The sequence below is a fragment of the Geodermatophilus sp. SYSU D01186 genome, from assembly GCF_054050215.1.
Genome location: NZ_JBJGYW010000002.1, coordinates 110,052 through 122,301 on the forward strand (window position 1 = coordinate 110,052; position 12,250 = coordinate 122,301).

13 protein-coding genes are annotated in these 12,250 nt (G+C 74.0%); 10 read left to right on the plus strand and 3 right to left on the minus strand.

Features of this window, described 5'->3' with window-relative positions; genetic code table 11:
- The first annotated feature begins 65 nt into the window (after positions 1-65).
- From atpD to ACI784_RS01995, 4 genes are all read left to right on the plus strand, one after another.
- A complete protein-coding gene (gene atpD / locus ACI784_RS01980; protein ID WP_456922247.1) occupies positions 66-1,502 on the plus strand; it encodes a F0F1 ATP synthase subunit beta in 1,437 nt (478 codons plus the stop codon).
- 189 nt (positions 1,503-1,691) lie between these two features.
- Complete coding sequence (locus tag ACI784_RS01985; RefSeq protein WP_456922246.1) at positions 1,692-1,865, plus strand: hypothetical protein; 174 nt, start codon at positions 1,692-1,694, stop codon at positions 1,863-1,865.
- A gap of 186 nt (positions 1,866-2,051) precedes the next feature.
- Positions 2,052-2,441, plus strand: a complete 390-nt coding sequence (locus ACI784_RS01990) for a F0F1 ATP synthase subunit epsilon (protein WP_456922245.1) — start codon at positions 2,052-2,054, stop codon at positions 2,439-2,441.
- A 39-nt stretch (positions 2,442-2,480) separates the two neighbouring features.
- Positions 2,481-2,882, plus strand: a complete 402-nt coding sequence (locus ACI784_RS01995) for a DUF2550 domain-containing protein (protein WP_456922244.1) — start codon at positions 2,481-2,483, stop codon at positions 2,880-2,882.
- A gap of 13 nt (positions 2,883-2,895) precedes the next feature.
- Here the strand turns inward: ACI784_RS01995 and ACI784_RS02000 are convergent, their stop codons facing one another.
- The gene (locus tag ACI784_RS02000; RefSeq protein ID WP_456922243.1) at positions 2,896-3,507 is read right to left on the minus strand and encodes a cob(I)yrinic acid a,c-diamide adenosyltransferase; all 612 of its coding nucleotides are present in this window, start codon (positions 3,505-3,507) and stop codon (positions 2,896-2,898) included.
- Between the two features lie 58 nt (positions 3,508-3,565).
- On the opposite strand from ACI784_RS02000, the gene murA reads away from it, so the two are divergent.
- Complete coding sequence (murA, locus tag ACI784_RS02005; RefSeq protein WP_457012379.1) at positions 3,566-4,846, plus strand: UDP-N-acetylglucosamine 1-carboxyvinyltransferase; 1,281 nt, start codon at positions 3,566-3,568, stop codon at positions 4,844-4,846.
- A 28-nt stretch (positions 4,847-4,874) separates the two neighbouring features.
- Here the strand turns inward: murA and ACI784_RS02010 are convergent, their stop codons facing one another.
- On the minus strand, positions 4,875-5,195 hold the full coding sequence (locus ACI784_RS02010) for a hypothetical protein (RefSeq protein ID WP_457012380.1): 321 nt from the start codon (positions 5,193-5,195) through the stop codon (positions 4,875-4,877).
- Between the two features lie 95 nt (positions 5,196-5,290).
- Here ACI784_RS02010 and ACI784_RS02015 point away from each other — a divergent pair, with 95 nt between their 5' ends.
- Positions 5,291-7,309 (plus strand): methylmalonyl-CoA mutase family protein, encoded by a 2,019-nt coding sequence (locus ACI784_RS02015; RefSeq protein ID WP_457012381.1) that lies wholly within the window; start codon positions 5,291-5,293, stop codon positions 7,307-7,309.
- Here the strand turns inward: ACI784_RS02015 and ACI784_RS02020 are convergent.
- A complete protein-coding gene (locus ACI784_RS02020) occupies positions 7,299-8,324 on the minus strand; it encodes a Gfo/Idh/MocA family protein (RefSeq protein WP_457012382.1) in 1,026 nt (341 codons plus the stop codon). The genes ACI784_RS02015 and ACI784_RS02020 overlap by 11 nt on opposite strands.
- An 86-nt stretch (positions 8,325-8,410) precedes the next feature.
- Between ACI784_RS02020 and ACI784_RS02025 the strand changes: the two genes are divergently transcribed.
- From ACI784_RS02025 to ACI784_RS02040, 4 genes are all read left to right on the plus strand, one after another.
- Entirely contained in the window at positions 8,411-9,625 is a 1,215-nt protein-coding gene (locus tag ACI784_RS02025; protein ID WP_457012383.1) for a diguanylate cyclase domain-containing protein, read from the plus strand.
- 9 nt (positions 9,626-9,634) lie between these two features.
- Positions 9,635-10,408 carry an enoyl-CoA hydratase-related protein gene (locus ACI784_RS02030; RefSeq protein WP_457012384.1) on the plus strand — a complete coding sequence of 258 codons (774 nt, stop codon included), beginning with the start codon at positions 9,635-9,637 and terminating at the stop codon, positions 10,406-10,408.
- A gap of 71 nt (positions 10,409-10,479) precedes the next feature.
- Positions 10,480-10,608: a hypothetical protein gene (locus ACI784_RS02035; protein WP_457012385.1), complete on the plus strand. Its 129-nt coding sequence runs from the start codon at positions 10,480-10,482 to the stop codon at positions 10,606-10,608.
- 232 nt (positions 10,609-10,840) lie between these two features.
- The gene (locus ACI784_RS02040) at positions 10,841-12,199 is read left to right on the plus strand and encodes a dicarboxylate/amino acid:cation symporter (RefSeq protein WP_457012386.1); all 1,359 of its coding nucleotides are present in this window, start codon (positions 10,841-10,843) and stop codon (positions 12,197-12,199) included.
- Positions 12,200-12,250 lie beyond the last annotated feature (51 nt).

Genomic DNA, 12,250 nt, shown 5'->3' on the forward strand with positions numbered 1-12,250 from the left:
CCCGCCACGGCGGGGACATCCACGACGCGGATCCAACCGAGCCCGAGGGCAGGAGAGCAGTACAGATGACCGTCACCGAGGACCGTCCGACCACCCAGACGACCGGCCGCGTCGTCCGGGTCACCGGCCCGGTCGTCGACGTCGAGTTCCCGCGCGACGCGATGCCCGACCTGTTCAACGCCCTGAAGGTGGAGGTCACCCTCGCCGACCTGGGCAAGACGCTGACCCTCGAGGTCGCCCAGCACCTGGGTGACAACGTGGTCCGCACCATCTCGATGCAGCCGACCGACGGCCTGATCCGCGGCGCCGAGGTCCGGGACACCGGTGCGGCGATCTCGGTGCCCGTCGGCGACGTGACCACCGGCCACGTCTGGAACGCCCTCGGCGAGTGCCTGGACGAGCCGGGCTACGGCCGCGACGCCGACCGCTGGGAGATCCACCGGCACGCGCCGCGGTTCGACCAGCTCGAGGGCCGCACCGAGATGCTGGAGACCGGCATCAAGGTCATCGACCTGCTCACGCCCTACGTGGCCGGCGGGAAGATCGGCCTGTTCGGCGGCGCCGGCGTGGGCAAGACGGTGCTCATCCAGGAGATGATCCGCCGCGTCGCCCAGGAGTTCGGTGGCGTGTCGGTGTTCGCCGGCGTCGGCGAGCGCACCCGTGAGGGCAACGACCTCATCACGGAGATGACCGAGTCCGGCGTCATCAACTCGACCGCGCTGGTCTTCGGCCAGATGGACGAGCCGCCGGGCACCCGCCTGCGGGTCGCGCTGTCGGCCCTGACGATGGCGGAGTACTTCCGCGACGAGAAGAACCAGGACGTCCTGCTCTTCATCGACAACATCTTCCGGTTCACGCAGGCCGGGTCCGAGGTCTCCACGCTGCTCGGCCGCATGCCGTCCGCGGTGGGTTACCAGCCCACCCTGGCCGACGAGATGGGCGAGCTGCAGGAGCGGATCACCTCGACCCGCGGCCACTCGATCACCTCGATGCAGGCGATCTACGTGCCCGCCGACGACATCACCGACCCTGCGCCGCACACCACGTTCGCCCACCTCGACGCGACGACGGTGCTCTCCCGGCCGATCTCGGAGAAGGGCATCTACCCGGCCGTGGACCCGCTGGACTCCACCAGCCGGATCCTCGACCCGCAGTACGTGGGCCAGGAGCACTACACGATCGCCCGTGAGGTGCAGCGGATCCTGCAGCGCTACCAGGAGCTGCAGGACATCATCGCCATCCTCGGCATCGACGAGCTCGGTGAGGAGGACAAGGTCACCGTCAACCGGGCCCGGCGCATCGAGCGGTTCCTCTCGCAGAACATGTTCGTGGCGGAGGCGTTCACCGGTCAGCCGGGGTCCTTCGTCCCGCTGGCGGAGACGCTGCAGGCGTTCAAGGCGCTGACCGAGGGCGAGTACGACCACGTCCCCGAGCAGGCGTTCTTCATGTGCGGTGGCCTCGAGGACCTCGAGCGCAACGCCGACAAGCTCAAGAAGGGCTGAGTTCCGCACCCAGCCCGCCGGAACGGCCGGGTCCCCGCTGGGGGCCCGGCCGTTCCGCGTCCCGGGCCCGGGCGGTGTCGCCGGGACGTGACGAAGAGCCCTGGTGCGCGGGTCTCAAGCGCGGCAGGCTCCGTGCCGATCACCCGAGCAGGGGTCCCGGACGGTCCGGGCAGGGTGCAGGAGACGACAGTGGACGGGACGAGCAGGCCGGACGGCGCCGACTGGAGCTGGCCACCCTCGGCGGCGGTCCCGTACATCGGCGGCCGGCACTTCGTCACCGAGCGGTGGGCGCCGGCGTCCACCGTGCGCCGTCCGTGGGTCCGCGTCGGTCGCTGGACGCTGCTGTACCGCCGCGCCGCCTGACGCCCCGGTCGCGCTGTCGCCGCCGGCTCCCGTGCCGGTCGGGTCCCGGCGTGGCCCGAAGGGGTGGTCCCGGGGATCGCCGGGAGGCCCGGGCGCCCGGGCCGATAGAGTGGGGCCCGAACCGTCGCCGTGTCCACCCGGACGAGGCGACCCCGCACCGCCCGGCGGTGGACCCCGAGGAGTGTCGTGGCGACCCTGCAGGTCGAGTTGGTGGCCGTCGAGCGGATGATCTGGTCGGGCGAGGCCAGCATGGTCATCGCGCGCACCACGGAGGGCGAGCTGGGTGTCCTGCCCGGCCACGCGCCGCTGCTCGGGGAGCTCGCGCCCGGCGGCGTGGTCCGCATCCGGACCACCGAGGGCCAGGACATGGTCGTGGCCGCGCACGGCGGCTTCCTGTCGGTGACCGACCGGGGCGTGTCCATCCTCGCCGAGACCGCGGAGATCTCCTCCGAGATCGACGTCGAGCGTGCCCGTGAGGCGCTGCGCCGCGCCGAGGGCGCCGGCGACGACCCCGAGGCCCTGGCCGCTGCCCGCCGCGCCCAGTCGCGCCTGCGGGCCGCCGGTCAGGAAGCCTGAGGCCCGGCCGACCGGCACCCCGATGAGCCTGCCGGCAGGATGACCACCGCACTGCTGGTCCTGGCCGGGCTGCTCCTCGTCGTGGTGGTGGTCGCCTTCCTGCTGCGCCGCCGGTTCCTGCTCTCCGGCCTGGGCGCGGTCACCATGTGGCTGCGTCCGGGCGGGTCGTCGCGCTGGTCCGTGGGCGTGGCCTGGTACGGCGGGGACGCGCTGCTCTGGTATCGCGCGCTGTCGCTGTCGGTGCGGCCCCAGCAACGGCTGTGCCGCGCCGAGTTCCTGGTCGAGGGACGCCGCGGCGCCGGCCCCGAGGACGTCGCACTGCCGCCGGACGTCGTCGTCCTCTCCTGCGTCACCGCCGCGGGACGCCGGGAGCTGGCGATGGACCCCTCGACGGTGACCGGCTTCCTCTCCTGGGTGGAGTCCGCCCCGCCCGTCCGCTGAGCGCGGCCCGGGATCAGTGCTCGGGGGTGGACGCTTCCCGCTGGGCGTGGGCGCCACTGTGCGCGCCCGGCTCCCACAGCACGTCGCCGCCGGGGTTGGCCACCCGCGCCAGGATGAACAGCAGATCCGACAGCCGGTTCAGGTAGCGGGCCGTCTCGGCGTTGGTGCGGTCGGCGTCGGCCTCCAGCAGCGCCCACACGCTGCGCTCCGCGCGCCGGGTGACCACCCGGGCCTGGTGCAGCAGCGCGGCCAGCGGCGTGCCGCCGGGGAGGATGAAGCTGGCCAGCTTGGGCAGGGTCTCGTTGTACGTGTCGCAGGCCGCCTCGAGCCGCTCGGTGTAGGCGGCGGTGACCCGCAGCGGCGGGAACTCCGGGTCCGGGGCGATCGGCGTGCACAGGTCGGCGCCCACGTCGAACAGGTCGTTCTGCACGCTGCGCAGCAGGTCGGCCAGCTCCGCGGGGGGCGAGCCGAGTGCCAGGGCGACACCGAGCACGCTGTTGGCCTCGTCGACGTCGGCGTAGGCCACGAGGCGCGCGTCGGTCTTCGCCACGCGGCTCATGTCGCCGAGGTGGGTCTGCCCGGCGTCACCGGTCTTCGTGTAGATGCGGGTCAGCCGAACGGTCATGCCTGCGCAGCCTAGGCGCTGCCGTCGGCGGGTTCCCGGCGCGCCGTAGGGTGGTCGGGTGGAGTGCTTCGAGGTCACCGGCGGCACGGCTCTGCGGGGCCAGGTCCGGGTGACCGGTGCGAAGAACAGTGCCCTCAAGCTCATGGCCGCTGCGCTGCTGGCGTCCGGGCGGACCACCATCGAGGAGGTGCCCGACATCCTCGACGTGGCGATCATGAGCGAGGTGCTGCGGCGCCTGGGCTGCGACGTCACCTACGAGCGCCACCCGCACGGCGGGGGCGGCGGCCGGGTCGTCGTCGACGTGCCGGAGGAGCCGGCCACCGAGACCGACTACGACCTGGTGCGCAAGATGCGCGCCTCGATCAGCGTGCTGGGCCCGCTGGTGGCCCGCTGCGGGTCGGCGAAGGTCGCGCTGCCCGGCGGTGACGCCATCGGCTCCCGCGGGCTGGACATGCACATCTCCGGCCTGGAGCGGCTGGGCGCCACCATCGAGAGCGAGCACGGCTTCCTCGTCGCGACCGCTCCGCGGCTGACCGGCACGAGCATCTGGCTGGACTTCCCCTCGGTCGGGGCCACGGAGAACCTCGTGATGGCCGCCGTCCTCGCCGAGGGCACCACGGTGATCGACAACGCCGCCCGCGAGCCGGAGATCGCCGACCTGTGCGCGATGCTCACCGCGATGGGCGCGGTCATCGACGGCGCCGGCACCTCCACCATCACCGTCGAGGGCGTCTCCACCCTCAAGCCGGTCACCTACACGACCGTGCCCGACCGGATCGTGGCCGGCACCTGGGCGATCGGCGCGGTCATGACCCGCGGGGACGTCGTCATCGAGCGGGCCGTGGCCGACCACCTCACCGTCGCCCTGGACAAGCTCACCGATGCCGGCGCGCACGTCCAGCCGCTGGACGGCGGGCTGCGGGTGGCGATGGACGGGCGGCCGCGCTGCGTCGACGTCGTCACGCTGCCGTACCCGGGGTTCCCGACCGACCTGCAGCCGATGGCGGTGGCGCTGGCGTCGGTCTCCACCGGCACCGCGCTGATCACCGAGAACGTGTTCGAGGGCCGGTTCATGTTCGTCAACGAGCTGGTGCGGCTGGGCGCCTCGGTGCGCATCGACGGGCACCACGCCGTCGTCCGCGGCCGGGAGCGGCTCTCCAGCGCCCCGGTGCTGGCCACCGACATCCGGGCCGGCGCCGGGCTGGTGCTGGCCGGGCTGGTCTCCGACGGCGTCACCGAGGTCCAGGACGTGCACCACGTCGACCGCGGCTACCCCGACTTCGTCGAGCAGCTGCGCGGGCTCGGCGTCCAGATCGAGCGGGTGCAGCGCCCGGACTGAGAGGGCCCTCGCTCGACCAGGGCTGTCCTCAGCCCGCGGGGAACGAGCTGGCCAGCCGGCGGGCCCGGTCGGCGTCCTCGGGGAAGACGAGCACCTCGGCGCGGTGCGCGGCGGGGAGGCGGATCGTCGAGCGGATCCCGGCGTCGGAGAGGACGGCGCGCAGCGCCAGCGCGGACTCCCGCGTGGACAGGGTGGCGACGAGCGTGAGCAGGCCGTCGTCCGGCGGGGGACGGCGACGGTCGTCGGAGCCGAACGCCCAGCGCAGGAACAGCGCGAGCAGGGCCATGACGGCGAACGCGATCGCCGGACCCACCAGGAAGTGCAGGCTGCTGCCCGCCCCGATCGGCATCGGCGACCTCCTCCCTCGTGCCCTGCGAGTGTGCCACCGGAGCCCTCCGGAGGGGGTCCTGCTACCGACCGGTAACCGCCCTACACTCCGCGGGCATGCCGTTCCCGCACACGCCGGACGAGCGCGACCGCCCCTGGGTCATGCGCACCTACGCCGGGCACTCCTCGCCGGCGGAGTCCAACGCGCTGTACCGGCGGAACCTGGCGAAGGGACAGACCGGGCTGTCGGTGGCGTTCGACCTGCCCACGCAGACCGGCTACGACCCGGACGACGAGCTCGCGGTCGGTGAGGTCGGCAAGGTCGGCGTCCCGGTGACGCACCTCGGCGACATGCGTGCGCTGTTCGACGGGATCCCGCTCGGCGAGATGAACACGTCGATGACGATCAACGCGACCGCGATGTGGCTGCTCGCGCTCTACCAGGTGGTGGCGGAGGAGCAGGGGGCCGACGTCGCGCAGCTGGCCGGGACGACGCAGAACGACATCATCAAGGAGTACCTGTCGCGGGGGACGTACGTGTTCCCCCCGGGGCCGAGTCTGCGGCTGACCACCGACATGGTCGCCTACACCGTCTCGGCGCTGCCGCGGTGGAACCCGGTCAACATCTGCAGCTACCACCTGCAGGAGGCGGGTGCGACGCCGGTGCAGGAGATCGCCTACGCGATGAGCACCGCCGTCGCCGTCCTCGACTCGGTGCGCGACTCCGGGCAGGTGCCGCTGGAGCGCTTCGACGAGGTGGTCGCGCGCATCTCCTTCTTCGTCAACGCCGGCGTGCGCTTCGTCGAGGAGATGTGCAAGATGCGCGCGTTCACCGAGCTCTGGGACGAGCTGACCCGCGAGCGCTACGGCGTCCAGGACCCCGCGCACCGCCGGTTCCGCTACGGCGTGCAGGTCAACTCGCTGGGCCTGACCGAGGCGCAGCCGGAGAACAACGTGCAGCGGATCGTCCTGGAGATGCTGGCGGTGACGCTGTCCCGCGACGCGCGCGCCCGGGCGGTCCAGCTGCCGGCGTGGAACGAGGCGCTGGGCCTGCCCCGCCCCTGGGACCAGCAGTGGTCGCTGCGGCTGCAGCAGGTGCTGGCCTACGAGACCGACCTGCTGGAGTACGAGGACCTCTTCACCGGCTCGGTGGTCGTCGAGCGGAAGGTCGCCGAGCTCGTCGAGGGCGCCCGCGCGGAGATGGCGCGGGTGCAGGAGATGGGCGGCGCGGTCGCGGCCGTCGAGTCCGGCTACATGAAGGGCCGGCTGGTGGCCTCGCTGGCGCAGCGGCGGCGGCGGATCGAGAGCGGCGAGGACGTCGTCGTCGGGGTCAACCGCTTCGAGGGCACCGAGCCCAACCCGCTGCTGGCCGACCTCGACACCGCGATCCAGACCGTCGACCCGGCGGTGGAGGCGGCGGCCTGCGCGTCGGTCCGACAGTGGCGGGCCGACCGCGACCCCGAGCCGGTCCGGCGCGCGCTGGACGCGCTGCGCGTCGCCGCCGGCGGCGCGGAGAACCTCGTGCCGGCGACCCTGGAGTGCGCCCGCGCCGGCGTGACGACGGGGGAGTGGGCCGGCGTGCTCCGCGAGGTGTTCGGCGAGTACCGGGCACCCACCGGCGTCGCCGCGGCCACCGGCGGGGCGGCGGACGCGACGCTGGCCGGGGTCCGCGAGCGGGTCCGGGTCACGGGGGAGGAGCTCGGCGGCCGGCTGCGCCTGCTCGTCGGCAAGCCGGGGCTGGACGGGCACTCCAACGGTGCCGAGCAGATCGCCGTCCGGGCCCGGGACGCCGGCTTCGAGGTCGTCTACCAGGGCATCCGGCTCACCCCGGCGCAGATCGTCTCCGCCGCGGTCGAGGAGGACGTGCACGTCGTCGGCCTGTCGGTGCTGTCCGGCTCGCACCTGCAGGTCGTGCCTGCGGTGCTGCAGGGACTGCGCGACGCCGGGCTGGACGACGTCCCGGTCGTGGTCGGCGGGATCGTGCCCGACGGCGACGCCCGGCGGCTGCGGGAGCAGGGCGTCGCCCGGGTCTTCACCCCCAAGGACGTCGGGCTGACCGACATCATGGGCCAGATCGTCGACGTGGTGCGGGCGGCGAACGGGCTGGACCGGGCGGTGCCGGCCCCTACGGCGTGACGACGGCGCCGTCGGTGGCGCTGCGGCGGGCGGCGTCCAGCACGGTGGCGGTGGCCACGGCGTCCCGCGGGTCGACCGGCACCGGCCCCTGCCCCCGGACGGCGGCGGCGAAGGCCGGGTAGAAGGTGTCCCAGCGCCCGCGCTCGGTGGGCACCGTCTCGGCGTCGTCCCCGCGGCGCAGCCGGCCCCAGCGCTCCTGCGGCTCGGCGCCCCAGCGGTCGCCGAGGGTCGCCGGGGTCTGGCCGGCCAGCAGCAGCCCCTCCTGCCCGTCCATCGGTCCGCCGACGACGTAGGCGCCCTCGGTGCCGGCCACCCGGAAGCGGTCACCGGGCGCCCCCTGGCTCCAGCTGCCCCACAGGTGGGAGCGGGCGCCACCGGCGTGGGTGAGCGCGACGAAGACGTCGTCGTCCAGACCGCTGTCGCGCCGCCGCCACTCGGCGTAGACGCCGGTCACCGGGCCGAGGAGCACCAGCGCCTGGTCGACCAGGTGGCTGCCGAAGTCCAGCAGTGTGCCGCCGCCGGCCGCGGGCGGGCCCGGCTCGGGGGCGAACCGCTCGAACCGCGACTCGAAGCGGGTGACGGTGCCCAGCCGGCCGGCGTCGACGAGCGCCCGGACGGTGCGGAAGTCGGAGTCCCAGCGGCGGTTCTGGTACGGCGCCAGGGGGAGGCCGAGCTCCTCGGCCAGCCGCACGGAGCCGCGGGCGGCCTCCGCATCGAGCGCGAACGGCTTGTCGCACACCACGGCCAGCCCGAGCCGCAGCGCCTCCTCGGTCAGCGCGGTGTGGGTGTCGGCCGGGGTCGAGACGGCCACGGCCTCGGCACCGGCGTCGGCCAGCTCCGCCAGCGAGGCGAAGGTGCGCAGGCCCGGGTGCTCGCCGGCCACCTGCGCCCGCCGCTCGGCCGAGGTGGTGACCACGCCCAGCAGGTCGCACTCGGGGGCGGCGGCCAGCAGGGGCGCGTGGAAGTACCGGCCGCCGAAGCCGTACCCCACCAGTCCGAAGCGCACGGGATCCATGGGCCGATCATGCCCTGCACCGGTTCCGAGACCGGGCGTACCGCGGCACGCACAAGACGTGACCGACACCCGCTACGGTGCCGCGCGTGCTGAGCCCCCGCCCCGCCGTCGCCGACCCCGACCGGCTGGCCGCCCTCGCCAGCTACCGGCTCGGTGGCCACGCCGGGGACGCCGACCTCGACGCGGTCGTGGCCTACACGGCCCGCGCGCTGCACGCGCCGATCGCGGTGATCAACCTCGTCGGCCCGGACCTGCAGTGCTTCCCCGCCGAGATCGGGGTCGGCGCGCCGTTCTCCACCGTCCCCGACGAGCTGTCGTTCTGCGCCTACGTGGTGGCCATGCGGGTGCCCCTCGAGGTGCCCGACGCGCTCGCCCACCCCGTGTTCGCCGAGAACCCGGCGGTGGCGGCCGGCGCGATCCGGTCCTACCTCGGTGTCCCCCTGATCGACGAGGACGGCTTCGTGCTCGGCTCGCTCGGCGTCTTCGACGACGACGTCCGCAGCTTCTCCGGCGACGACCTCGACGTCCTGGAGATCCAGGTGCGCCTGGTGCGCAGCGTCCTCTCCCTGCGCCGCCAGGTGGCCGCCCACCGCTGGGACGCCCGGCTGCTCGCCCTGCAGGGCCGGGTGCTGGAGGCCGTCGCGACCGGCGCCCCGCTGGAGGACGTCCTCGACCTGCTCGCGGCCGCGGTCCGCGACCTGACGCCCGACGCGGACGCCGGGCAGCAGCTGGCGCTGACCGAGACCGTCGACCGGCTGACCACCGTGGCCGCCGAGGCCGACGGGTGGCGCCGGGCCATGACGCGGGTGGCGCGGCAGGACCCGCTCACCGGGCTGGCCAACCGCGCCCACCTGCTCGACGCCGGGCGGGCGGCCCTGGCCGGGGGCGGCGCGGTGCTGTTCATCGACGTCGACCGCTTCAAGGAGGTCAACGACCGCGGCGGCCACGCGGTGGGGGACCAGCTGCTCGTCCGGCTCGCCGACCGCCTCCGCGACCAGCTGGAGGAGGTGCCGGACGCGGTGGTCGGCCGGCTCGGCGGGGACGAGTTCGCCGCCGTCCTGCCCGGCCTGGACCGCGAGACGGCGGCAGCGGTCGGCGAGCGCCTGGCGGCCGCGCTGGTCGACGAGGTGGAGGTCGGCCGGCGCAGCGTCCGGGTCTCGGCCAGCATCGGGCTGGCCGTGGCGGAGCCGGGGATGGCGTTCGAGGACGTCCTGCAGGCGGCGGACCTCGCCATGTACGGGGCCAAGGAGCGCGGCCGCGGGCGGTTGCACGGCGGCACCTCGCCGGTCGAGGTCCGCTAGCGTCGGCTCATGAGTGCTGAAGGTGCGCCCCGGGTCGCCCGCGACGGCGACGTCGTCACCATCACGATGTGCCGCCCGGCCAAGCGCAACGCGCTGTCCCGCGAGCACCTCGGTCAGCTGCTGGCCGCGGTCACCGAGGTGGGGGAGAGCGACGCGGCCGGCATCGTGCTGGCCGCCGAGGGGCCGGTGTTCAGCGCCGGGCACGACTTCGCCGACGTCGCCGGCCGGCCGGTGACCGAGGTGCGCAGCCTGCTGCAGCTGTGCACCGAGCTCATGCAGACGCTCCAGGACGTGCCGCAGGTCGTGCTGGCCCGCGTGCACGCCCTGGCCACCGCGGCCGGCTGCCAGCTGGTCGCCTCCTGCGACCTCGCCGTCGCGGCGGAGTCGGCCGGCTTCGCCGCTCCCGGCGGCAAGGGCGGCTGGTTCTGCCACACGCCGATGGTGGCGATCGCCCGCAACGTGGGCCGCAAGCGGGCGATGGAGCTGGCGCTCACCGGCGACGTCATCGACGCGCGGACGGCGCTGGACTGGGGGCTGGTCAACCGGGTGGTGCCCGACGCCGAGCTTGACCAGGCCGTCGCCGACCTGATGGAGCGCGCCACCCGCGGCTCGCGGGCCAGCAAGGCGTGGGGCAAGCAGACGATGTACGCCCAGCTGGACCGCCCGGAGCGGGACGCCTACGCGACCGCGGTGGAGGTCATGGCCTCGGCCAGCCAGCTGCCCGGCGCCGTGGAGGGCATGACCTCCTTCCTGGAGAAGCGCCGCCCCGTCTGGCCCGACTGACGTGTGCGGTCCTCCCGGCTCGGGGTGGAGGCGCGGCCACCACGTCCAGCGGGGAAGGGCAGGACCAGCGCATGAGTGAGCAGACCCCCGAGCACGCCGAGGTCGAGCGGGGCGGGATGGACGAGCAGAGCGACGCCCCGCTCACCGAGACCGAGGTCGAGACGTCGAAGAAGCCCGAGGACCGCGACAGCGACGTCTGACGCGAGAGCGCCGGCGTCACCTCCCGGGAGACAGGGAGGTGACGCCGCACGCGGTGAGTCCGGACACACCGGGGATGGTGCGGAGCGCGCGGCGCCTTGACCCCTGCGTGCGCAACGTGTGGGGCCTGACCCGGCGGCGCGCGCTCGACTTCGGGCGGATGACGGCCGACGGCTGAGTGCGCATCCCGCGCCCCCGTCGTCCTCTCTCGAACTCCCCGGAAGGCACTCTCCCGTGCTCGCTCGTCTCCGCCGCGTCCCGTTCGCGGCGCAGGTCCTCCTGGGCCTCGTGCTCGGCATCGCCCTCGGGCTCGTCGCCCGAGACCTCGGCCCCGTCGCCGACGGCACCCCCAACTGGCTGACCAGCACCCTCCAGACCGTCGGCTCCACCTTCGTGACGCTGCTGAAGACCCTGGTCCCGCCGCTGATCGTCACCGCGGTGATCGTCAGCATCGCCAACCTCAAGCAGGTCTCCAACGCCGCCCGCCTGGCCGGCCAGACCCTGCTGTGGTTCGCCGTCACGGCGCTGATCGCCGTCTCCATCGGCATCGGTCTCGGCCTGCTCACCGAGCCCGGCCGCAACAGCTCCGTCGACGCGGCGGCGCAGACCGACCCCGGCACCACCGGCTCGTGGTGGGACTTCCTCAACGGCATCGTCCCCGGCAACGTCTTCGGTCTCCAGGCCGCCCCGGCCGACGACGGGACGATCGGGCTGTCGTTCAACGTGCTGCAGCTGATCGTCATCGCGGCCGCCGTCGGCATCGCCGCGCTCAAGGTCGGCGAGCCGGCCGAGCCGTTCCTCGGCCTGGTCCGCTCCGCGCTCGCGATCGTGCAGAAGGTGCTGTGGTGGGTGATCCTGCTCGCCCCGCTGGGCACCGTCGGCCTGATCGGCAACGCCGTCGCCACCTACGGCTGGGAGTCCCTCGGCTCGCTGGGCGTCTTCGCCGGTGCCGTCTACGCCGGCCTCGCGCTGGTGCTGTTCGTCGTCTACCCGGTGCTGCTGCGGCTGCACGGCCTCTCGCCGCTGCGGTACTTCGCCGGTGCCTGGCCGGCCATCCAGCTGGCCTTCGTCTCCCGGTCCTCGATCGGCACGCTGCCGGTGACCGAGCGGGTGACCGAGCAGAACCTGGGCGTCCCGCGCTCCTACGCCTCCTTCGCCGTCCCGCTGGGCGCGACCACGAAGATGGACGGCTGCGCGGCGATCTACCCGGCGCTGGCGGCGATCTTCGTCGCGCAGTTCTTCGGGGTGGACCTGTCGATCACCGACTACCTGCTGATCGCGCTGGTCTCCGTCATCGGCTCGGCAGCCACCGCCGGGGTCACCGGCGCGGTGGTCATGCTGACGCTGACCCTCTCCACGCTGGGCCTGCCGCTGGCCGGCGTCGGCCTGCTGCTGGCGATCGACCCGATCCTCGACATGGGCCGCACCGCGGTGAACGTGGCCGGCCAGGCGCTCGTGCCGACGATCGTGGCCAAGCGCGAGGGGATCCTCGACGTCGAGCGCTACCGGTCGACGTCGACGACCGACCCGCTGGCCCCCGCCGACGAGCACGGTGGTGTGGACGTCGACCTGCGCGAGCCCGCCACGGTCTGAGAAGTACCACCACCGGCCGGCCCGGTCCTCCGCCTGGAGGGCCGGGCCGGT

Coding starts and splice junctions, on each gene's coding strand:
- ACI784_RS01995 (WP_456922244.1), top strand. CDS start 2,481: ATGACCACCGCACTGCTGGTCCTGGCCGGGCTGCTCCTCGTCGTGGTG.
- ACI784_RS02030 (WP_457012384.1), top strand. CDS start 9,635: ATGAGTGCTGAAGGTGCGCCCCGGGTCGCCCGCGACGGCGACGTCGTC.
- ACI784_RS02015 (WP_457012381.1), top strand. CDS start 5,291: ATGCCGTTCCCGCACACGCCGGACGAGCGCGACCGCCCCTGGGTCATG.
- ACI784_RS02000 (WP_456922243.1), bottom strand. CDS start 3,507: ATGACCGTTCGGCTGACCCGCATCTACACGAAGACCGGTGACGCCGGG.
- ACI784_RS02020 (WP_457012382.1), bottom strand. CDS start 8,324: ATGGATCCCGTGCGCTTCGGACTGGTGGGGTACGGCTTCGGCGGCCGG.
- ACI784_RS02035 (WP_457012385.1), top strand. CDS start 10,480: ATGAGTGAGCAGACCCCCGAGCACGCCGAGGTCGAGCGGGGCGGGATG.
- ACI784_RS02010 (WP_457012380.1), bottom strand. CDS start 5,195: ATGCCGATCGGGGCGGGCAGCAGCCTGCACTTCCTGGTGGGTCCGGCG.
- atpD (WP_456922247.1), top strand. CDS start 66: ATGACCGTCACCGAGGACCGTCCGACCACCCAGACGACCGGCCGCGTC.